23 protein-coding genes and 1 pseudogene are annotated in these 19,166 nt (G+C 69.5%); 11 read left to right on the top strand and 13 right to left on the bottom strand.

The window, feature by feature from the left end; translation table 11 throughout:
- Positions 1-491, top strand: a 491-nt coding sequence (locus tag ACFV5H_RS35305) for an RNA-guided endonuclease TnpB family protein (protein WP_385198845.1), incomplete at its 5' end; no start/stop codon positions are given.
- Between the two features lie 34 nt (positions 492-525).
- On the opposite strand, the gene ACFV5H_RS35300 is transcribed toward ACFV5H_RS35305, so the two are convergent.
- From ACFV5H_RS35300 to ACFV5H_RS35290, 3 genes are all read right to left on the bottom strand, one after another.
- Positions 526-921 (bottom strand): contact-dependent growth inhibition system immunity protein, encoded by a 396-nt coding sequence (locus ACFV5H_RS35300; protein WP_385198843.1) that lies wholly within the window; start codon positions 919-921, stop codon positions 526-528.
- A 74-nt stretch (positions 922-995) separates the two neighbouring features.
- The gene (locus ACFV5H_RS35295) at positions 996-1,493 is read right to left on the bottom strand and encodes a GntR family transcriptional regulator (protein ID WP_385198841.1); all 498 of its coding nucleotides are present in this window, start codon (positions 1,491-1,493) and stop codon (positions 996-998) included.
- On the bottom strand, positions 1,490-1,906 hold the full coding sequence (locus tag ACFV5H_RS35290; protein ID WP_385198839.1) for a hypothetical protein: 417 nt from the start codon (positions 1,904-1,906) through the stop codon (positions 1,490-1,492). The genes ACFV5H_RS35295 and ACFV5H_RS35290 overlap by 4 nt, the downstream gene beginning before the upstream one ends.
- Positions 1,907-2,688: 782 nt before the next feature.
- On the opposite strand from ACFV5H_RS35290, the gene ACFV5H_RS35285 reads away from it, so the two are divergent.
- On the top strand, positions 2,689-2,895 hold the full coding sequence (locus ACFV5H_RS35285) for a DUF1622 domain-containing protein (protein ID WP_385198838.1): 207 nt from the start codon (positions 2,689-2,691) through the stop codon (positions 2,893-2,895).
- 65 nt (positions 2,896-2,960) lie between these two features.
- Here ACFV5H_RS35285 and ACFV5H_RS35280 read toward each other — a convergent pair whose 3' ends face one another.
- Positions 2,961-3,602 carry a DUF6461 domain-containing protein gene (locus tag ACFV5H_RS35280; protein ID WP_385198836.1) on the bottom strand — a complete coding sequence of 214 codons (642 nt, stop codon included), beginning with the start codon at positions 3,600-3,602 and terminating at the stop codon, positions 2,961-2,963.
- Between the two features lie 259 nt (positions 3,603-3,861).
- Here ACFV5H_RS35280 and ACFV5H_RS35275 point away from each other — a divergent pair, with 259 nt between their 5' ends.
- Positions 3,862-4,887, top strand: a complete 1,026-nt coding sequence (locus ACFV5H_RS35275) for a hypothetical protein (protein ID WP_385198834.1) — start codon at positions 3,862-3,864, stop codon at positions 4,885-4,887.
- A 125-nt stretch (positions 4,888-5,012) separates the two neighbouring features.
- Here the strand turns inward: ACFV5H_RS35275 and ACFV5H_RS35270 are convergent, their stop codons facing one another.
- The gene (locus ACFV5H_RS35270) at positions 5,013-6,104 is read right to left on the bottom strand and encodes an integrase core domain-containing protein (RefSeq protein WP_385198854.1); all 1,092 of its coding nucleotides are present in this window, start codon (positions 6,102-6,104) and stop codon (positions 5,013-5,015) included.
- A gap of 338 nt (positions 6,105-6,442) precedes the next feature.
- Positions 6,443-6,892 carry a transposase domain-containing protein gene (locus tag ACFV5H_RS35265; RefSeq protein ID WP_385198832.1) on the bottom strand — a complete coding sequence of 150 codons (450 nt, stop codon included), beginning with the start codon at positions 6,890-6,892 and terminating at the stop codon, positions 6,443-6,445.
- Positions 6,893-7,172: 280 nt separating this feature from the next.
- Here ACFV5H_RS35265 and ACFV5H_RS35260 point away from each other — a divergent pair, with 280 nt between their 5' ends.
- On the top strand, positions 7,173-8,024 hold the full coding sequence (locus tag ACFV5H_RS35260) for an alpha/beta fold hydrolase (protein WP_385198831.1): 852 nt from the start codon (positions 7,173-7,175) through the stop codon (positions 8,022-8,024).
- Between the two features lie 14 nt (positions 8,025-8,038).
- On the opposite strand, the gene ACFV5H_RS35255 is transcribed toward ACFV5H_RS35260, so the two are convergent.
- Positions 8,039-8,341, bottom strand: coding sequence for a hypothetical protein (locus ACFV5H_RS35255; RefSeq protein ID WP_385198853.1), 303 nt, complete (start codon positions 8,339-8,341; stop codon positions 8,039-8,041).
- Between ACFV5H_RS35255 and ACFV5H_RS35250 the strand changes: the two genes are divergently transcribed.
- Positions 8,262-8,531 carry a hypothetical protein gene (locus ACFV5H_RS35250; protein WP_385198856.1) on the top strand — a complete coding sequence of 90 codons (270 nt, stop codon included), beginning with the start codon at positions 8,262-8,264 and terminating at the stop codon, positions 8,529-8,531. The two genes, ACFV5H_RS35255 and ACFV5H_RS35250, sit on opposite strands and share 80 nt — an antisense overlap.
- A gap of 238 nt (positions 8,532-8,769) precedes the next feature.
- Positions 8,770-9,615 carry a hypothetical protein gene (locus ACFV5H_RS35245; RefSeq protein ID WP_385198829.1) on the top strand — a complete coding sequence of 282 codons (846 nt, stop codon included), beginning with the start codon at positions 8,770-8,772 and terminating at the stop codon, positions 9,613-9,615.
- Between the two features lie 147 nt (positions 9,616-9,762).
- On the opposite strand, the gene ACFV5H_RS35240 is transcribed toward ACFV5H_RS35245, so the two are convergent.
- Both ACFV5H_RS35240 and ACFV5H_RS35235 read right to left on the bottom strand, forming a co-directional pair.
- Positions 9,763-10,218, bottom strand: a complete 456-nt coding sequence (locus ACFV5H_RS35240) for a hypothetical protein (RefSeq protein ID WP_385198827.1) — start codon at positions 10,216-10,218, stop codon at positions 9,763-9,765.
- An 18-nt stretch (positions 10,219-10,236) separates the two neighbouring features.
- Positions 10,237-10,698: a hypothetical protein gene (locus ACFV5H_RS35235; RefSeq protein WP_385198826.1), complete on the bottom strand. Its 462-nt coding sequence runs from the start codon at positions 10,696-10,698 to the stop codon at positions 10,237-10,239.
- A 253-nt stretch (positions 10,699-10,951) separates the two neighbouring features.
- Here ACFV5H_RS35235 and ACFV5H_RS35230 point away from each other — a divergent pair, with 253 nt between their 5' ends.
- On the top strand, positions 10,952-12,067 hold the full coding sequence (locus ACFV5H_RS35230) for an SGNH/GDSL hydrolase family protein (RefSeq protein ID WP_385198851.1): 1,116 nt from the start codon (positions 10,952-10,954) through the stop codon (positions 12,065-12,067).
- 313 nt (positions 12,068-12,380) lie between these two features.
- On the opposite strand, the gene ACFV5H_RS35225 is transcribed toward ACFV5H_RS35230, so the two are convergent.
- Complete coding sequence (locus ACFV5H_RS35225) at positions 12,381-13,370, bottom strand: helix-turn-helix transcriptional regulator (protein ID WP_385198824.1); 990 nt, start codon at positions 13,368-13,370, stop codon at positions 12,381-12,383.
- A gap of 159 nt (positions 13,371-13,529) precedes the next feature.
- On the opposite strand from ACFV5H_RS35225, the gene ACFV5H_RS35220 reads away from it, so the two are divergent.
- On the top strand, positions 13,530-13,952 hold the full coding sequence (locus ACFV5H_RS35220; RefSeq protein WP_385198822.1) for a VOC family protein: 423 nt from the start codon (positions 13,530-13,532) through the stop codon (positions 13,950-13,952).
- Between the two features lie 368 nt (positions 13,953-14,320).
- A pseudogene (locus tag ACFV5H_RS35215) lies at positions 14,321-15,393 on the top strand (winged helix DNA-binding domain-containing protein).
- Between the two features lie 262 nt (positions 15,394-15,655).
- Here the strand turns inward: ACFV5H_RS35215 and ACFV5H_RS35210 are convergent.
- Complete coding sequence (locus ACFV5H_RS35210) at positions 15,656-16,039, bottom strand: hypothetical protein (protein ID WP_385198820.1); 384 nt, start codon at positions 16,037-16,039, stop codon at positions 15,656-15,658.
- A 4-nt stretch (positions 16,040-16,043) separates the two neighbouring features.
- On the bottom strand, positions 16,044-16,250 hold the full coding sequence (locus ACFV5H_RS35205; RefSeq protein WP_385198818.1) for a hypothetical protein: 207 nt from the start codon (positions 16,248-16,250) through the stop codon (positions 16,044-16,046).
- A 475-nt stretch (positions 16,251-16,725) separates the two neighbouring features.
- Here ACFV5H_RS35205 and ACFV5H_RS35200 point away from each other — a divergent pair, with 475 nt between their 5' ends.
- On the top strand, positions 16,726-17,013 hold the full coding sequence (locus ACFV5H_RS35200) for a hypothetical protein (RefSeq protein ID WP_385198816.1): 288 nt from the start codon (positions 16,726-16,728) through the stop codon (positions 17,011-17,013).
- A 276-nt stretch (positions 17,014-17,289) separates the two neighbouring features.
- On the top strand, positions 17,290-17,475 hold the full coding sequence (locus tag ACFV5H_RS35195) for a hypothetical protein (RefSeq protein ID WP_385198815.1): 186 nt from the start codon (positions 17,290-17,292) through the stop codon (positions 17,473-17,475).
- 207 nt (positions 17,476-17,682) lie between these two features.
- On the opposite strand, the gene ACFV5H_RS35190 is transcribed toward ACFV5H_RS35195, so the two are convergent.
- A complete protein-coding gene (locus ACFV5H_RS35190; RefSeq protein WP_385198813.1) occupies positions 17,683-18,960 on the bottom strand; it encodes a tannase/feruloyl esterase family alpha/beta hydrolase in 1,278 nt (425 codons plus the stop codon).
- Positions 18,961-19,166: the final 206 nt, after the last annotated feature.

Raw genomic sequence — 19,166 nt, 5'->3', positions numbered from 1 at the left:
GGCTGAAGGTCGCTCGCGCGCACGCGCGGGTGGCCGACGCGCGCCGCGAGTTCCACCACAAGCTCTCCACCCGGCTGATCCGCGAGAACCAAGCGGTCGCCGTGGAAGACCTGGCGGTGAAGGGACTCGCGCGTACGCGCCTGGCCAAGTCCGTGCACGACGCCGGATGGTCGGCGTTCGTGAGCATGCTGGAGTACAAGGCCGCCCGGTACGGGCGCACCTTCCTCCGGATCGGCCGCTTCGAGCCCACGTCTCAGGTGTGCTCGCAGTGCGGCGTGAAGGACGGCCCCAAGCCCCTGCACGTCCGCGTGTGGACGTGTGGGGCGTGCGGGGCCGTCCTGGACCGGGACATCAACGCGGCGGTCAACGTCGCCAAGGCGGCCGGACTGGCCGTGACAGCCTGTGGAGCGCAGGTAAGACGGGCACCCGTGCCCGCACCGCGCGGCGAAGCAGGAACCCACCCGACACCGCAGCCCTCAACGGCACGGTAGGCGGGAATCGCCGTCCTTCAGGGCGGCGAGGATGTCAAAGAGCCAGGAACCGCTCCACCTCGTGCTCGAGGTGCGGTGCCAGATTGCTCAGATCCGAGACGATCAGGCGAAGTTCACGGCCGAGTTCGGGTGACGTGCTCCAGATCTCCGGACTCCTGGTCAGCACCGCGGACAGCAGATCACCCTCGTACATGTGACCTTCTGCCATCGGATCCTGCCGCAGGACTTCCAACGCCAGCGGCAGGAGGTAGGGCAGGCCCTCGTTCTGCCTGATCAGCAGCCTCATGTCCTCAACGGTCAGCTCGCCGATCGGCTTGCGCCGAAGCGCGGTCGCGGTCGCCACGAGGCGAGTCGCGTCGCCCGACGGGGCCGGCCAACGGTCGTTCTCCAGCTCCTCAAGGGAGAGGTCACGGTTCAGGGGGCGAGTCACCGGGGGATCGTCCCATACCCGATCTCAAGCGCCCTCTGGCATCTGGCGCGGACGGTCAGCCGGCGCCGCTCGGTTCAGCGCGGCCGCCCGTCCTGATGGTGCCGACGGGGAGCGGCACCCAATACCACCCACCACTTGGTCAGCTGGTCGTTGCTCACCAGGCAGGTGTTGAGCTCCCAACGGGGATGCCCCTGCGGCCGGATGTGGCCCAGGACATCGCGCAGTGCCTCCTCCAGGACCTCGACGCGGTCAGCGTCAGCGCTCTGCTCGCCCACCGCGTCCCGGGGGAGGGGATCGGCGACGAAGCTGCCCCGGCCCTGCACGACGTCGACCAGGCCCTCGGCGCGCAGCGCGTGCAGGGCCGCCCGCGCGGTCATACCGGCGATGGCGTACTGCTGCTGCAGGGCGCGCACCGCGGGCAGCCGCTCACCCGGTTTCAGCCGGCCGGACAGGATCTGCCGTCGCAGGTCCGCCGCGGCCTGCTGATAGGGAGGCAGCGACGAGCCCCGGAGAGCCGGTGGATGCGGAGACGGAGCCGTTGCACGCCCCGGCGTCGGAGGCGTCGTGCTCATCGGTCCTCCTTGGCAGCGGTGCGGCGTGGCCGGTTCGGTTCCCGGCCGATCTGCGCGGCGACCTGCCTGATCTCCGTCTCGCCGTAGGCGGTGCGCACCCCGGAGAAGCTGTACCCGGCATGGCGGGCGAGGTCCTCCAGGCTGTAGGGGCGGCTGCTGTGGAACTCCCGGCCGTAGGCCAGCAGTCGGCGGATCTGCGCGTCGACGGCCTCCTTCTGCGCCTTCAGGTCCTGCAGCGCCAGCAGCAGCGGATCCGTCTCGAGTCCGTCGGCAGCGGCTTCCAGGCGCAAGACGTCCTGCCGGCGCTGCTCGAGGACCTGTGCGAGGGCGTCGTCGTAGCAGTCCTCGGGGGTGACGGTGCCCGGTTCGGGCAACGGGTGGCGCAGGGCGGCCAGTTCTTCCATCGGATACATACTGCGATCATCGCAATCTATTGCGGTGATCGCAATGGACTGAGCGGGTGGGGGTTCGGACCCATCCACCCGCCTGCGTCATCACCCAGGGCCGGATCGTGAAGGAACTGCCCAAGCGGTGACTGTGGCGCTGCCCTACCGGGAGGCGCCCTCGGGCCACAGCACGCGCACCACGGTTCCCTGCCGCTGGGCGTAGGTGACGACGTCGGCGGTGCCGCCGTGACCCCAGGCGGGCCGGCCACCACCTCCGCATCGGCCCGCACGCCGCCGCCCCCAAGCTGTATGGGAGAAGTGCGGCACTACCGCTCCCCGGCCGAGTCCGATACTCCGGCCGCGATGCAGGTCGACAAGGCGGCGGCTGACGAGCCCGTGGCCGCCCTTGGCGGTCCGGTACCAGCCGGGGAGGCGAACGCCGCCGACTGTGTCCCGGCCGCGGAGCTCCCGGAACCCGTCGCCGCGTCCCTGGAGACCGCCTACCCGCCCGCGGACACTTCCGCCGTCGTCATGAAGGAATCTGCTTCAGCGGGAAACGGGCAGCGCCGACGGGGAGTTGTCCCCGCTCCGGGACACGGCCGAGGTGCTGCGCAGACAGCTGGTGCACGTGGCTGCGCTCGCTCGTGCACCCGCTCGGCCATTACACGGGCTGAAGCGCGACGCGGTTACCGTCCTTCCGCCCTGGACGCGCGCAGATTGACCTCCCCAGTCGGCCATACAGCGCCGACCACCCAGGGCCTCACCACGTCCGCCAATTCAACCGGATCCGGCTCTCCCTGGGCCGGTTCTTGGCGCTGGGCCTGGAGTTCCAGCTCGCCGGGGACGTGCTGCGCACCGCCATCGCGCCGAGCTTCACCGAGATCGGGCAGCTCGCCGCGATCCGGACCGCCCTGAACTACTTCCTCAGCCGGGAGATCGCCAACGAGCGCGCCGAGATCGAGCGCGAGCGCCGCAAGGAGGCGGACGGCTCCCGGGCCCCGGCGGGGCCGGCGTGACCGCCCTCCTGCGGCTCTGTCACAGATCTTGGGGAGCGAACGCGGACGGTGACCGCTGTAGGGTTTTACAAGATCTCGACAGTCCCGGGCGGGACCGGTCCCTCGCCCGCGTAGGTGTCGCCCGGTGGCGCCGACGGCGCGTCGTCCTCGGCGAGCGTCAGGCTGGGCCAGGGTCCGGCGAGGGCGGCGTCGTCCAGAGTGATGCCGAGGTGGTCGAGTACGAGGGCCACCACCGGCGCCATCCCGGCACCCTGGCCCTCGTGCACGGCGAGTGCCGCCTCCACCCGGTCCCACCAGTGGCCAAGTGGTTCGGACCGGGTGTGCTCCATGCCAGGCTCGAAGTACTCGACGCACTCGCCGTCACGCCAGTACTGGAAGATGTCCATTCCATCGGTCGTCGCCAGGCTGTACGTCTCAGTCCCTCGGGACAACTTCGCGAGCGATTCTTCCCCGAAGCCGATGTCACCTTCCTCCTCGACACAGAAGGCCCAATCACCGATCCTCCCGGACCGCAGCAGCGAGACCATCCCAGCGTCGGAATCGCCCGAAACCAGGTCTGAGGCTGCGTCCCGCTCGAGCAGGCGCGCCTGGTCCGGGTCGGCCCCGTAGCGGGTGAAGACCTCCCTGGGGCTCAGGCCGCGGGTAAAGGTGACACACATCCAGGCCACCGCCCAGCGGAGCGAATCCATGCCTGTTTCTGTCTTCATGACTTGCCTCCGTCGTTCACTTCGGTATCGCTCGCCGGCCCTGCAGGGCTGGTGTGTTCCGGGCCATGCCGTATGGCGTGACGAGGCGCCAGGCTCATGTTGCCTGGTGGCCGTGGAGGCCATTGCAGCAGGATCACCTTTCGGAGTAGTTCGAATCCGGCTCGACCGTAGACCTGCCTTTTGATCTTCTTGATGCGCGGAGCTCTTCGTGGGGCGGCCACGAGGGCCGTTGTCAGAGGTGATTGGCAAGGTTGTGGCCATGAATGTCAACCCTGTCACTCCGCCACGGCCGATCGACGTTGTCGCGGTCTTTCCCCAACTGGCTCCGCTGGCCCGCACGGCGACTCGCCTGCACCCCCGCTCTGGGGCGCCGACGTGGCACGACAGCTCGATCGGCGGGCCGTTGCTGTGGCCCGCTGAGGAGCCGTGGCCGCACTGCGAGGAACCGCATGTGGTGGATGGCATCAACCCAGCCCTGTCCCCGGCGGATCTGCGGCTGGAACGACGGATCTTCGCCGCCTCGCACGGCCGGGACCTGACTCCGGAGGAACGGAAGACTCTCGAGCGGATCCGACCCCCTCAGAAGTATCCGGTGAGGCTGGCGGTTCAGTCGTACGACGGCCCCATAGCGATGCTGCCAGTCGCGCAGCTGTACGTACGGGACGTGCCCGATCTGAGCCCGCCGGAGGGTAAGGACCTGCTGCAGGTTCTGTGGTGCCCCTTCGATCATCCGATCATGCCTAGGACCATGCTCTTCTGGCGTTCCGCAGCCGCCGTCACCAACATCCTCGACACGCCCCCCGAGCCGCCCGCAGTGCAGTTCGACGGCTATCTACCGGAACCGTGCGTGCTCGAACCGGAGCAGATCACCGAGTACCCCGACCATCTGGAGCTGAGCGAAGAACTGCAGGAGCAGCTCAAGCAGTGGAGTGTGCCGCAGGCAGTAGAGGAAGACATGGACCCGGACACGTACTACGACTGTGTGCTGGCCAACGCACCCGGCTGGAAGGTCGGCGGCTGGCCCGCTTGGAACTCCACCGACCCCAGCCCGCAGCCCTGCTCCGAGTGCGGCACCGGCATGGAGGTCCTGATGACCGTTGCCACGTTCGAGGAAGGGGACGACGCCGGGAACAGTTGGTCTCCGCACCCCCACCCAGGTGCTGGACCGTACCCCGGCCACCGCGGTTACAATGCGACCGGGGTCCAGATAGGCAGCGGCTACCGGCAGCACCTGTTCGTCTGCCCGGCGAAGCCCGAGCATCCTCACATCGAGTTGATGACGTAGCCCGTCCGCAGTGTGCAGCCGGGGCGTCACGGTGCGGGCATGCCGTGACGCCGATAGCCGCGAGGCTCAGAATGCCTACCTGCGGCCTGTCCTGCCTGTGCCGCTTGGAAAGTCATCGCTGCTGATCAAGCCGCATATCGGTACTCGTTGATCGCTCCGCCGAGGATGCGGGTGCATAGGAGTTTGCCGGGATGGCCGTGCTGGCGTTCGGCGGCGGTTTCCTCGCTCACGTCGGGCGGGAGTTGGTCCCGGGCCTGGTGAGGCCGGTGTCCGTTGTAGTGATCTTGGTATCGGCCGAGGACGCGACGCGCATGGGTCTCGTTCACGATCAGCACGTGGTCCAGGGTTTCCCGGCGGATCGTGCCGATCACGCGCTCGCAGTGGGCGTTCATTCGCGGCGCCCGGGGCGCGCTGAGCAGCACGTCCACGTCCTCTGACTGGAAGACGGCGTCGAAGGCCTCGGTGTACTTGGTGTCGCGGTCGCGCAGCATGAAACGCAGGGACTCCATCCGTGTGCCGAAGTCAGCGGCGAGGTTGCGCGCCTGCTGCACCGCCCACTGGCCGGTCGGGTGGTCGGTAACGCCGGTCAGGTGCAGGCGCCGGGTGCCGTGCTCGAGGAACGCCAGCACATACAGGCGCTTGCCCAGGGCGGTGTCGAGGTGGAAGAAGTCCGCGGCAATGATCCCCTCGGCCTGGGCAGTGAGGAACGTGCGCCAGCCGGGGCCGGAGCGGCGTGGGGCCGGGTCGATGCCCGCAGCGTTGAGGATCTGCCAGACGGTGGACGGTGAGATCGGGTGCCCCAGCCGGGCCGGCTCGCCCTGAATCCGGCGATGGCCCCACCTCGGATTCTCCTCGGCCAGGCGCAGGACGAGCTTCTTCAGCGTGGCCGGGGTCGGGGGTCGGCCGGTGCGGCCTCGGCGCTTGGAACAGTCCCACTTCTTCGCGATCAGCCTGCGGTGCCAGGCCAGTACGGTGCCGGGCTGGACCGGGAAGACCTGCGCCCGGCGACGGCGCGGTATCAGCGATGACAGGGCAGCAAACCAGAACTGGTCGGCCGGCTCGTAGCGCACCGGTCCTACGAGTTGGCGGCGCAGGACCGTGTTCTCGTGCCGCAGTACGAACAGTTCAGCTTCCTTCGTGGTGTCGCGGCGCAGCAGTATGCCGGGGACGGTCAGCAGCTTCCGGGTCACCCTGTACAGCAGCGAGACGATCACCATGGCAGCATCCCAGCTGCTCCCGACGCTCCAGGACATGGGTACGCACGTGCAGCGATGACTTTCCGAGCGGTACAGGGTGGAGCGCATCACGAATCGGGCGCCGGTGTCCTGCACGACCTGGAGGAAGTCGAACGCGTCGTAGTAGGAGTCGGCCAGCAGGAGCATCGATGCATCCAGATGTCCCAGCAGCCGGCGTGCATAGGTGAGTTCGCCGGCGCCGTCGGGGCCGAAGAGTGCGCCCGCCAGAGCCCGTGTGCCGCACTCCACGAGAGCCACCATGCGGACCAGCGGGTAGCCGAACGTGCGGACCCTGCCGATGTGTTTGGGACAGCGCCAGGTCACCGCTTTCTCATCGGGAACGGACAGGGTGGTGCCGTCCACGGCGACCGGGCGCAGGCCCCGGTAGAACGCGCACGACTGGCGGTGATCGGCCACGGGTCCGGCCAGGATCGAGAACAGGTGGGCCAGCGGTTCGCTTCCCAGTCGACGCCGGGCACGGGCCAGCGACGAGGCGTACGGACGGGCACGGGCACGTTGCCCAGTCCCGCCGTGAGCTTGGCCCATACCGCCTGGTAGGAGGACCGCTCGAAGAAGGCGAGAGCCAGCACGAAGTACACCACGACGCGGACGGGGAGCAGCCGTAGCCGCTGCTGCCGGGCACCGGCGTCCTCCAGGACCGCATCGACCAGCTCAGGATCGATGATCTCGGTCAACTCGCCCAGATGGCCGAGCGCGTACACGTCGAGGGCTGTCGCACCGGACCTGACGCTGACAAAATTCCGCGACAACGGGACCTCCGGAACACTCGCAAAGGCTTCGACACCATGCGAACTACCAGAGGTCCCGCCTTCTTGACAGGGCGGGGCCGGGCCCGCGGACCTGGTCGACGAGCGCGGCCGCAGCCGACACGCACCGGCCGTCGGGACCGCAGCGTCATGGTCCTGCTCGGAAAGAACAAACTCCGGTAGAGCGATGACTTTCCCGGTCGGGCCCGGTCTTACCCAGTACAGCCGTCGAGGCTGGCCCGCGAGCGCCGCGAACCACCGGAAAACAGATACAGGAGCTTTGATGAGCACCACGCACAAGGTCACCTCCGCCGACGGCACCACCATCGCGTACGACCGGCATACCCCGACGGGCGGCAGTCAAGGAACCGTGATCCTCGTCGGCGGCGCCTTCAGTTACCGGATGTTCCCGAAGATGGTGGAGATGGCACAGGTGCTGGCTGCCGAGTACGGCCTGACCGTCGTCAACTACGACCGCCGCGGACGCGGCGACAGCGGCGACACCCCGGGCCGCTACGACGCCGCGCAAGAGATCGACGACCTCGCCGCACTGGTCGCTGCCGAAGGCGGCTCGGCGGCGCTGTTCGGCTGGTCCTCCGGCGCGGTGCTCGCGCTGCGGGCGGCCGCCTCCGGGCAGATCCCCGGCATCACCCGGGTCGTCGCGTTCGAGCCGCCATTCGTCGTCGACCGCACCCGCCACGTGCCGCCGTCGGACCTCACCGCCACACTCCACCAACTGGTCGCCGACAACCGCCGCGGCCAGGCCGTCCGCTACTTCATGACCAAAGCCATGGGTATTCCCGCACTGTTCGTCGGCCTGATGCGGATCACCCCGATGTGGTCCAAGCTCACTGCTGTGGCCAACTCCATCCCGCACGACTGGGCGGTCATGGCCGAGCATATGCGCGGGGAGCCGCTCGACCCGTCCGACTGGGGCAGCGTGCAGGTCCCCGTCCTCGTCCTCTGCGGCGGCCGCAGCGACGGCCTTCTCCGCACCGCAGCCCGCGCTGCCAACGCGGCCCTGCCCGACGCCCGGCACACCGAGATCGCGAAGCTCAGCCACAATCCGAACGTCCAACTGCTGGCACCGTCCGCTGGTGAATTCCTCACCACCCAGCCAACGCCGACCGTCTGACCGCCACGGTCCGCTCAGGAGCACACCACCGGGGGCAGAGCCACAACACAAGGAGCACGCGCATTGCCTGGGGCGGCGAGGTCCGCAGCCGCTCCAAGCAGTGCGCTCCCCTTACCGTCCAGCAGGTGCAACCCCGCCCGTCGCCACGCCAAGCGACTGTTTGAAGCGGTGCATGCGGTGACCGACACCAGCCGCTCGGTCAACGCCGCAGCTCGCGAGCTAAGCTGCTGGGCCTCAATGACCGCCAGCGTTGCCAGCATCTGCTGGGCACAGGCGTCGTGGTTCTCCCACAACACGTACCGGCCTCCGCCCTCGATCGCCTCGGACAGGAAACGGTCCAGGACGCCGAGCTGGCTGACCGCCTCCGCCGTGCCCGGCCGCGGTGGCTACTCCCAGGCCCGCACCTGGGGCGGCTGGCACGATCACGTCACCCTCGTCTCCGCCGCCCACGCCTTCTGCACCCTGCAACGACTGACGCGAAATCCGAAAGACCCGGCGCCGACCTGAGCCTCTACCACGTCGTCCGGAACCTGCAGACACTCCTCGCCACCTGGACTGGCGCCTGCCCCACCTGCCACCGTGACATACCCACACCCATACGAACCTGACCAAGCCCTACTAGGCTCGGTGGCATTCACGGAAGGACGAGAGAAGCATGATGCGCGAGCAACGGAGGGCCACGAAGGCGCAGACGACGCCGCAGGCCGCCGGGCGTGGGGCGCCCCTCACCGGTACGGCCACTGGTATGGCCGCGCTTCAGCGGCGCGCGGGGAACACGGCGGCAACCCGCTGGGTGCAGCGCCAGGCGGGCTCCCTGAACGAGCACTACGCCACGAGGCCCACGGAGCACCCCGAGTGGGGGCCGTACCAGGAACTGACAAAGGCCGCGGGCATTCCCCGGGCCGATGCCGAAGACGCCTGGCAGCTCCTGCTCGGTGGGGTCGACTCGCAGGGCGCGCTGAACGACGAGGCCGCGGCGAGAACGAGTGACCGCCAGGAACAGCGCGAGATCCGTGCGACGAACACGTGGTACCAGGAGTTCGTCAGACTCATGACCAAGCACCTGGAGATCAAGACGCCCACCATGGCCCTGTGGGCCGGCGGCATCGAGGTCAGCGATTACGCGTATGAGAAGGGCCACACGCCGCTGGCGCGGACTCGGATCGGCAGCGTGCTCAACGTCCTGGAACTGCACCCGGACTGGAAGCTGACAGGACCGATGTGGAGCATCCTGTCCAAGGCCTTTGTGTCCCTCGCCACCGGCCCCGTGCACATCTTCGTGCGGGCCTACGCTCCGGACAGCATCCTCATCAGGCTGGAAGTCCCGCAACTCCGGCTGGTCCAGCGGCTGAATCCGAACGTGGAACTGATCTGGCACCCCGTGTACACCGGTCCGGACGGGCGGACGAGGGAGATCTCCAGAGACTGTCAGCTCGTCGACAACGCAGAGTACGACGGACGCGACACATGCGTGAGCGCCCTCATCCAGTACCTCAGGCTTTTCCACGACGAGAGCAACACCCAAGCCGCCCCCGCCCACAAGAGCATGGAGCAGCTGCTCGTCGCGAACGGCCACAAGGACGGCGTCTGAAGCGGCAGCCCGCCACAGTGATATCCGGACCCGGCCGAGCGAACCCCGCCACCTGCATCGGGCAGAGCCGGACGGCCCCAGGGCCGGGTCCGTCACGGGAACAGACGCGCGACGGCCTCAACGTCCCAGAACCCGAACCGTTTCGGATCAATAGGCATGGACCCAGTTCCTGCCGACGGTCACCTCGCCTGCGATGCGACGCCACTGGTCTTCCCCTCCGGGCAGGGGCCAGGCCCAGGTCGGCTGTTCCGCGGTGTTCAGATCGCGGAGGAGGCGGGCGAGCCGCGGACCGGCGGTGCCGTCCGGGACGGTGGGGCCGTGGATGGCGCGGAGTTCGGCGAAGCGTTCCAGTTCGTCCTCGTAGAAGCCCACGGCGTCATCGATACGTGCGGCCAGGCCGTCGTGCGGCACCATGCGGTGCAGCTGCAGCTGCAGCAGCGAAGGCTCGACGGACTCGGCGATCGCCGCGGCGGGCCGTGCGTGACCGTCCAGGATCAGATGACAGTCCAGACCACTGACCCGCCACAACAGAACGGGTGGGAGCATCCCCTTACGGACCTGCTTGCGGTACGCCTTGACCCGGCTGTCGCCCGGGCCGGGCATGGGTCGCAGCGGCAGGACCTAGAACGACGTGGAGCGGAGAAACCAGTCGATGTATCCGTCCGGATGGCCCTCAACGAGCATCGAGCTCCAGTACTCGGCGTGCGAAGTGGCAGCGTGGCGCCAGCGCGGGAGCGAGCTCTCGCACGAGAGCAGCCACCGGCCCTCGTGCAACGGGTTGCCCGGCGAGTCGATGAGGTACCGCGCGAAGCGGTGAGCCCACCGTTGCGGGCTGCCCGCCAGGGCACGCCCCACGTCGGCGCGCAGCGGTGGGACGAAGGAGCGGTATTCGTCGGTACGCCAGAAGTCCACGCCCTGCAGGGGCTTTTCGACAACGGCGAGCAGCACAGGCCGCGACAGCTGGGAGACCAGCAGCCGCGGCCCGGCAGTGAGAACGCACAGATCCGGTCGGCGGCGGTCCTGTACATCCAACGACAGGCCCACCCATGTGCCCTCGTCCCGCGTGACATCACCGCGCTGCATGCCATGAGCGTAGACGGCGACCACCGGCGCCGCCGCCACCGCGCCGACCTTGGCCCGCTGATGAAAACAGAAGGGACCAGCATCGCCTCCTCGGCCACCACACCAGCGTCTTCCGTACCTGTCGCCACCGACCACTCCCCACACCGCACCGGCACAACCATGATGGGAGCGCTCCCGCACCACCGCACGTGCAGATCTCCCGACACAGGAAGGACCGCTCACGCGCACCGCTCCCCATCTCTCCCGGCGGGCACTGCTCGCGGCCACCGCCGCGAGCGTCACTGCGGGTGTCACCGCCGCCGCGGCTGCTCCCTCCCAGGCATCCGTCGGCCACCGCTCCCTGCCGTCCGCCGCCTTCGCCGGGTTTCGGACGGTGGGCCGGGTCAAGAAGGCAACCGACGGCTCGGTGCAGTACACCTGGCCCGGCGTCGCCTTCGAAGGCCGGTTCCGTGGCACCGGCGTTGGGATCGTGCTCGACGACTCCGCCAACGACTACGACGTCCAGATCGACGGAACGACCGTCAGCACAGTGGTGACCCCCGGACGGACCACGTCCTGGGTCAAGGGTCTCGCCGACGCCGAGCACACCGTGCGGCTCGTTAAGCGGACGGAGAGTCCGTGGGTCGTCGGCCGCTTCGCCGGGTTCGTCGCCGCTCGGGGCGGGAAGGTTCTCGCCGCCCCCGCGGCGCGGAGCAGGCAGATCGAGTTCATCGGCGACTCCTTCACCGCCGGGTACGGCAATGCATCGGGCACGCGCGACTGCTCGGCCAACGGAGGAGTCGACCGGAACAGCAACGCGGACCTCGCCTTCGGCGCCCTCACCGCCCGGAAACTCGACGCCGACTACCAGCAGAACGCGTTCTCCGGCCGTGGCATGGTCCGCAACTACAACGGCGGCGACCCCGGCACCGATTACCGCACCTACTACGATCGGGCCCTGCTGAACGTCGTCGGCGACGTCTGGCGCAAGCCGCGCAGTTGGCGGCCGCAGGTCGTCGTCATCGGCCTCGGCATCAACGACTTCTCGACCCCGCTCCACCCGGGCGAGCCGTGGGCCACACAAAGCGAGCTGATCACCGCCTACGCGAGCGCCTACCACGGTTTCCTCGACAGACTGCGGGCCCGCTACGGAAGCAGGACGTTCCTGGTGGTCAGTGCCACCCCGGTGTCCGGCACCGCCTTCACCGACACCGCCCGAGGCATCGTCGAAGACCGCAACGCGCGGGGAGACGACCGGATCAGCTACTGGCACTACGACGATCCTGGCCTGGACCGGCTCGGCTGCGACTGGCACCCCTCGCTCCGCGACCACCAGATCATCTCCGGTCTGCTCGACCAGCACTTTGCTGCTCTGCCGCTGCACTGGTGACCGGAAGGACGGTCCGGGCCGGGCGGAGCGGGGCCCGGACCGTCCTCCGCAGTGCGACACCACGAATGTCCGTCCGTGTGGTCGGCGGGGTCGGAACAAGGGTTCGGCTCGGGGAAGTCCTCCAGTGCGGACGTATGCGCGAAGTTCCCCTTGCCGACCTCAGGCCGCGAGCAGACGCACCCCGAGTTCCGCCGCATCGAAGGCGACCAGGTCGCGAGCGTGCCCGCGCCCGCCCTCCGGTCCGGGGCCAGCCGGCTGAGTACTGGGTGGGTCGGGGATTCGGAGGGCTCGAGCGGCACGGTGAGGTTCGTCCTCACGGAGGCGGACCGGTCCCTGGTCCTGCGGCGCGGGCGTAGCGGGCGGCGAGGTCTGCGAATGCCGTGGCCAGTTGCGGTGGGTCGACGACTTCGACGTCGGTGTCGAAGTGGCCGAGGGCGGTGGCGAGTCCGGTCCAGGACCAGGACCAGGAGCCGAGGGTGAGCCGGCAGTGGTGGGGGCCGAGTTCCTCGACGATTCCGTCCTGGGCGAAGGGGGCGACGTCGGCGGCCGGGAGGTGGAGGATGACTTCGCCTCGGCAGGGCCAGTCGGTGGTGGTGCCGTCGTTGCCGCGGAACCGGCCGGTGATGAAGGTGGAGACGTCACCGCCGGGGAGTTCGCGTGGGGTGAAGCGGGGGCCGGTGGGTGTGCGGAGCCGGATGCGGTCGACGCGGAAGGTGCGCCAGTCCTCGCGGTCGAGGTCCCAGACCACGAGGTACCAGCGGTGGCGCCAGGTGACCAGGTGGTGGGGTTGTACGCGGCGGGGAGCATCGGCTGAGGTGCTCGGGTCCGAAGCGTGGTGGTCGAGGCGCAGTTCGTGGCGGGCGTGGATGACGCGGCTGAGCTCCATCAGGACCTGAGGGTCCACCTTGGGGGTGTCGCCGGCCGTGGGCGGCCGGACGGCGGTGACGCGCAGCAGGTCGATGCGGTGGCGCAGATGGGGTGGCATGACCTGGCGGAGGGTGGCCAGGGCCCGCGCGGCGTCTTCCGCGACGGCGGTGCCGGTGGCCGAGGTCTGCAGCGCGACGGCCAGGGCGACGGCTCGGCCGTCGTCGAACAGGAGGGGCGGCATGCGGGTGCCGACCTCCAGCCGGTAACCGCCGGCCGGTCCTTTGACGGTGGTGATCGGGTAGCCGAGGTCGCGCAGCCGGTCGATGTCGCGGCGCACGGTGCGCGAGGTGACGTCCAGACGCCCGGCGAGGTCCTCGCCGGACCAGTCACGGCGGGTCTGGAGCAGCGCGAGCAGCCGGGAGGACGTCTTTTGCATGGGATCCATGCTCCCCGAAGTAGAGGACACATCCTGTCCGGTACTCCTGCCAATGTGGCGTACAAGCCGCTCAGGAGGCATCACCCCTGGTTCCGGCAGTCGCCGCCCGGACTGGACGGGTTGGCGGCGCATTCGTCCCATCAAGGCGAGGAGCAGACCATGTCCGTCACGACCACCACCCATCTGAACTTCCGGGGCGCCGCACGCGAGGCGCTGGACTTCTACCGGTCCGTCTTCGGCGGACGCACCGTCGCGGTCACCTACAAGGACGCGGGCGCCGTGCAGAACGAGAGCGAGGCGGACTGGGTGATGTGGGGCGAGGTGACCGGCGACAACGGCTTCCACGTCATGGCCTACGACGTGCCCTCGCAACTGCCCTGGAACCAGGGCGAGAACCCGTTCTTCGTCTCCGTACGCGGTGACGACGCCGAGGAGGTCAGTGCCCTGTGGGACAGGCTCGCCGAGGGCTCGGCCGTCGTGCGTCCGTTGGAGCCCGCGCAGTGGGCGCCGCTGTACGGCATGCTCACCGACCGCTTCGGCGTCACCTGGGTCCTGGACGTAGCCACCCCGTACAACGGCTGAACCGGCCGGCCCGACATGAACCGCGCCGTCCGGGCCACCGCAACAACACGCGCGGCCCGGACGGCGCGGGCACTGGACACGTACAGCAACGGAAGGAAACGGGTCACCGTGCGGATGCGGAAGCCGGGACGGACCGGCATCGACGTCACCTCCGCCCTCATGGGGCCACGCACCATGGACCGGCCGGACGATCTGCTCACCGGCGTCACCCTCGCCCCCGGCGACGACATTCTCGACATAAATCGGCACTATCGTCCCGTCCGGCACCGACACCAGCCCTCCGGACGTCTCCTGCGCCCCTCCCGCTCCCATCCGCACGAGTCTGCGCCGACGCCCGCCCCACGACCGAGCCGCAGCCTGAGCACACCATGACCATCCTCGACAACCACGCCCTCAACCGCGCCACCCTCGCCCGCCAGGACCTGCTCACGCGCACCGACACCTCCGCGCCCGAGGCGGTGTCCCACCTGTGCGGCCTGCAGGCGCAAGAACCCCAGGGACCCTTCATCGGCCTGTGGTCCCGTCTGGCGGGCTTCGAACCCGGACGACTGGACGACGCGCTGACCGGCCGTACGGTGGTGCGCACCCGCCTGATGCGCCGCACCGTTCACCTCGTCACCGCGGGCGACGCGCTCGCCTGGCGGGCCCGCCACGACACCGTGCTCCGGCAACGAGTACTGGGCACCTACCGAAGCGAACTGGCCGGCATCGACATGGACGAGCTCGCCGCCGCGGGCCGCGCGGTGATGGCCGACCGGCGGCCCCGCACCATGCGCGAACTTGTGCAAGCTCTCGAAGACCGCTGGCCCGGCCCACCACGCCGCGTCCTGGGCGAGCTGCTCGTCGCAGCCCTTGCCCCCATGGTCCAACTCCCGCCCTGTGGCCTGTGGCAGCAGAGGGCAGGCGTGCGCGACCTGCCGTTGGCCACCTGGCTGGAACGGGACATCGACCCCCTGCCCGCCGGGGGCGGCGATCCCGTCGGGCAGCGACTGCTGCGCCGCTACCTCGCCGCCTACGGGCCTGCCGCCGGCGCGGACCTGCGTGCCTGGTGCGGCCTCGCCGGTCTTCCCACCGCGGTCAAGGCCTGCCGGGAAGAACTCGTCGTCTTCCGCGACGAACGCGGCCGCGAACTGCTCGATCTGCCCGACGCACCCCGCCCCACCCCGACACCCCGGCCCCCGTCCGGTTCCTCCCGGCCTTCGACAACGCCATCCTCAGCTACCACGACCGCAGCCGCATCATCGACGCCCCCCACCTCGGTCTGTCCGTGGCAGGCCACCGTATGGTCCTCGTCGACGGACGCGTCACCGCCACCTGGACCGTGCGCGACCACCGGCTTCGCATCAGCCCCCTCCGCCCCCTCACGGCCCCGGAACAAGAAGCCGTCCGTGCCGAAGCCCAGGACCTGGCCATCTTCCTGGACGAAGGCATCGAGGACTGACGATCACGCGTCCCGGCCCCCGACGCGACGGGACCGCCCGCGAAAGAACCGGGAGGCGGGCGTTGTGGCCACCCCACAGGGCCCGGGTTTCGCCGATACGGAGGCGGCAGGCGGAGATGTTCTTCGCGAGGAGCGGAGCGCGTCGCTGCGCCCGATGGCCCGCGACCGTTTGACGGCTGGCACGCGCTGCGAGGCGAACGCTGCAGCCGCCCCGCCGATGCCGGCGAGCGCCGGCACCAGCAGGGAAAGGGGCGGCCGTCTGTCATGCGGCGCGCCAGGACTCCAGACGCTGCGCGACGTGACGCAGATCGGCCTCCTGCGCACGGACTGCCTGGGCGAGCTCGTACAGGTCGTCGTCCTTGACCTGGAGGGGCTCGCCGGAGAGGTGCATGTACTGGCTGGCGCAGGCCCAGCCGATGACCAGGTTGTAGTCGGCGAAGGGACGCAGCAGCAGCGCGGTGTGCAGGAAGGTCGCGGCCCGGGCGGCGGTCTGCTCGTAATACAGTACGCCCCGCTCCCGCTCGAAGGTGTGCCGGCCGGCCATGAAGCCGAGGGCTCCCCAGTCCGCGATGGGCACGTTCAAGGGGGAGATCGCCGACTGGATCTGCAGGACCCAGCCGACGTCGACGCGGATGATCGGACTCACCGGCTCACCGCTGTCCTGCGGGGAAGCGGGCCTCGACGCCGGGCAGGACCCGGGCTGCTTCCGTGACCGCCCCGTCCACGAAGGCGATCCGGTCGGCCTCTTCCACGATGACATCGTGCGCATGCTGCTTCAGGCTCCGGCCGGCCAGGGTGGCCCTCGCGCGCAGCCGCGCCATCTCGTCCTCGGTGAATTCCACGTTGAGTGCAGGCATAACGACACGGTACCGCGTTCAGTACCAAGTGTGGTACCGAACGCGGTGGAGGCTGTCTCCTGTGCCCGCCCTCGCCCCTGGCCCGGCCCGGGGTGGGGCGTCAGCGTTGTACGCATACAGGCCCTGGCAGTCCCCTTACACCGTCCGGCGCGGACGGTCGGCGGCCGGGCCCCGCAGGATGGCTGCACACCGTTTTTTCCCGTCCTCGGGTCGGCCTCCCTGCTGGCAACCGGCGGAGCTACGGCGGAAGATCCTCGCAGCGCTCCGCCTGCCGCTGGAACAGCCCCATTCCACCGGCGGCTCCTCACCGCGCTCGGCCTCCCCGACATCTACGCCCAGTTCTCCACCGTCGGCGCTTGTTGCTCCACTACGATGCCGACCGGCAGGACGCGCACCGCCGACCGCGCCGGGGCAGCCCTGACGGCCAAGGTCCCCACCCGGGCCCGCGACGTTCCGCCCGTACGCCTGCGGGTAGGTGTGGGGTGCCCGCGCCGCACAAAAGGCCACAGGCCGCAACGGCAAGTACACCGAGCTGCTGCGCGCCAAGCTCGGCCTGCACAGCGCCCGTAGGGAGCCTGTCCACGTCGAGCCCTCCCGCCGCCTCGCTGCCCACCTGCGCGCCGACTTCGGCGCCGACGGGGAGAAGACCGCCCGCCTGGTGGACGCGGCGGTGACCTGGACGGTGAAGGGCCGCGAACTGAAGCACGTCCTGCTGAGGGCGCCCGGCGACCCCATCCGCGCGCCTTCGCTCCGTCCTGGATGAGCATGCCGTCGGCGAGGTCACGGTGCACGATGCGCCCCTCGTCCAGGCCGTGTGCATGGTGCTGGAGGCGGCCGCCGAGGAAGAGGAACCGGTGAGCGCGGAGCTGTTGCGCGCGGCTGCGGACGTCCTGGACCGGCTCGTCGGCGCCAGCCACATCTGCAATCCCGTGATCTCCGGGGTTCGGGCCAGTGGATGGCTCACCGAGCCGAGAATGTTCGAGCGGATCTACACACGACCGCCCCGGCCAGGGTCGCCGCGGCGGCGGTCCTGCGCACGATGTGCAAGGCCTCCCGTATCCCCGAGGAGGACGAACTGAGCGACCCCGGCTGCATGTTCGCCCTCCACGAGGCCGCCCGCTTCGCGCACACCGCCGACCTCGCCGCCCGCCTGACACACGCCGACGGACCCGCTGCCCCGCGCCGCACCCGGCACGGGGCAGCACATGTCCCGACGCCGCCTTGATCCCGTCCCGCAGCTGTCCCCTGGTGCCGGGACCGCTGCGCCCGACGGACCGTCAGCCGCTCGGCCGGGATACCTGGCCGAGCGGCTGTCTAGACTGCTCGTCATCACTCAACGGCAATCATTTGCTGCGATGCCCCTTAGAATCCGCCGGTTCGGCCGAGGCGTACATTGCGTCGCTGGAAGTCGTTCCGGGGAGCGGGTAGGTCGTCAGGAGCCGAAGCGGGGCTGTGTCCAGGCTTCTAGGTCGCTCAGAGCCGCGGTGAAGGTGCTGAGCATCGGGCGTAGGTGTTCCTGGTCGAGTACGACGAGGCCGTCGGTGTGCGCGCCGCTAGGGATCTTGAGGTAGCGGTGCAAGCCGGCGCGGCCCGTGTCGGCGACCATGCGGTCGTAGACGTCACCGAAGGCGGCCGGTGGGGTGAGGGCGTCGAGGGTGCCCTGAATGCTAATGAGCGGACGCCGGATGTTTCCGGTGAGCGCGATCCGTTTCACAGCCTTGTGTACCGCACGAGGGCGGGAGGCGAAGTCGTAGTCGGTGTCGCAGCCGTTTCCGGTGCCTTCGGGGCACAGCGGGGTTCCCGCGCGGGCGGGTCCGTCGTAGTCGGGGTCGAGTTCCTCGCGGACCACCCGTTGGAGGAGGTCCCATTGGTTTTTGTGGTGCCAGTCCCACTGGCGCTCGGAGCCCTCGGGATAGCCGGCGGCGAGCAGGGCGGCGTGAGCGGAGCGGTCGCCCTCCTTGAAGCGGGGGTAGGCGCGCAGGGCCGGCGGGAGGGTGGCGAGCAGGCCTCCGTCGGTGGTGAAGGTGAGGGCGTTCCAGTCGAGGCCGCCGGTGTAGAGACCGGGCCGGTGCTCGAGCTGCCAGCGGACAAGGTAACCGCCTGCGGAGAGGCCGGCGGCGTAGGTGGAACGAGGCGTGCGGCCGTAGTGCCGGGACGTCACCTGCCGTGCGGAGATCGTGAGTTGAGTAACTCTGCGATGCCATTCCATAATGGCGTCGCCGGGGCGGCGCCCGTCCTTGTAGATCTCGCGGCCGGTGTTCCCCTTGTCGGTGGCCGCGTAGGCGTAGCCCTTCGCCAGGACCTGGTCGCTGATGATGCGGTCGTTGGCGTACTGCTCGCGCAGCCCCGGTGGTCCTGCTACGACGAGGCCGCCGTTCCAGTGGTCAGGCAGCCGGATGACGAACTGGCTGTCGTGGTTCCAGCCGTGATTGGTGTTGGTGGTGGAGGTGTCGGGGAAGTAGCCGTCGACCTGGATGCCGGGAACTCCGGACGGGGTCGTGGTCCCGGGGGCTTCCAGGCCCGCCCAGTCGGCGGGATCGGTGTGCCCGGTGAGCTGTGTGCCCGTGGTGGTCAGATCGGCGAGGCGGGCGGTGACGGTGTGCTCGGCGCCGGGGACCCGTACGTCGGCGGGCCCGGTTCGGGCGGCCGCCGGGACGGCCAGGACGGACGCCACCAGCAGGGATGCGATGGCCAGCGAACGTAGGTGCATGCGTCCTCATCTCGTACGTGGTAATGCCGAGAAACTTAGGAACGGCGGGTCACCGTGAAGAAGTGCGAGAAGGCAGGGAGGGGCGGCACCGGAGGTCACATGACCTTCGGCCACACTTCGGGCACCCGCTGGCCGCCGAGTACGGAGGCGTCACCGCGTCCGCGTACGCTGCTGGGACCGTGCATCGCATGCTATTTCCGAGGAGG

Origin of the sequence: Streptomyces sp. NPDC059787, assembly GCF_042732315.1 — a bacterium.
Taxonomy (GTDB): Bacteria; Actinomycetota; Actinomycetes; order Streptomycetales; family Streptomycetaceae; genus Streptomyces; species Streptomyces atrovirens.
This window is presented reverse-complemented; position numbering and strand designations above follow the sequence as displayed.

Coding starts and splice junctions, on each gene's coding strand:
- ACFV5H_RS35260 (WP_385198831.1), top strand. CDS start 7,173: ATGAGCACCACGCACAAGGTCACCTCCGCCGACGGCACCACCATCGCG.
- ACFV5H_RS35270 (WP_385198854.1), bottom strand. CDS start 6,104: ATGGTGATCGTCTCGCTGCTGTACAGGGTGACCCGGAAGCTGCTGACC.
- ACFV5H_RS35250 (WP_385198856.1), top strand. CDS start 8,262: ATGACCGCCAGCGTTGCCAGCATCTGCTGGGCACAGGCGTCGTGGTTC.
- ACFV5H_RS35225 (WP_385198824.1), bottom strand. CDS start 13,370: ATGCAAAAGACGTCCTCCCGGCTGCTCGCGCTGCTCCAGACCCGCCGT.
- ACFV5H_RS35245 (WP_385198829.1), top strand. CDS start 8,770: ATGGCCGCGCTTCAGCGGCGCGCGGGGAACACGGCGGCAACCCGCTGG.
- ACFV5H_RS35195 (WP_385198815.1), top strand. CDS start 17,290: ATGTGCAAGGCCTCCCGTATCCCCGAGGAGGACGAACTGAGCGACCCC.
- ACFV5H_RS35295 (WP_385198841.1), bottom strand. CDS start 1,493: ATGAGCACGACGCCTCCGACGCCGGGGCGTGCAACGGCTCCGTCTCCG.
- ACFV5H_RS35275 (WP_385198834.1), top strand. CDS start 3,862: ATGAATGTCAACCCTGTCACTCCGCCACGGCCGATCGACGTTGTCGCG.
- ACFV5H_RS35220 (WP_385198822.1), top strand. CDS start 13,530: ATGTCCGTCACGACCACCACCCATCTGAACTTCCGGGGCGCCGCACGC.
- ACFV5H_RS35280 (WP_385198836.1), bottom strand. CDS start 3,602: ATGAAGACAGAAACAGGCATGGATTCGCTCCGCTGGGCGGTGGCCTGG.
- ACFV5H_RS35240 (WP_385198827.1), bottom strand. CDS start 10,218: ATGCCCGGCCCGGGCGACAGCCGGGTCAAGGCGTACCGCAAGCAGGTC.
- ACFV5H_RS35205 (WP_385198818.1), bottom strand. CDS start 16,250: ATGCCTGCACTCAACGTGGAATTCACCGAGGACGAGATGGCGCGGCTG.
- ACFV5H_RS35290 (WP_385198839.1), bottom strand. CDS start 1,906: ATGTATCCGATGGAAGAACTGGCCGCCCTGCGCCACCCGTTGCCCGAA.
- ACFV5H_RS35190 (WP_385198813.1), bottom strand. CDS start 18,960: ATGCACCTACGTTCGCTGGCCATCGCATCCCTGCTGGTGGCGTCCGTC.
- ACFV5H_RS35235 (WP_385198826.1), bottom strand. CDS start 10,698: ATGCAGCGCGGTGATGTCACGCGGGACGAGGGCACATGGGTGGGCCTG.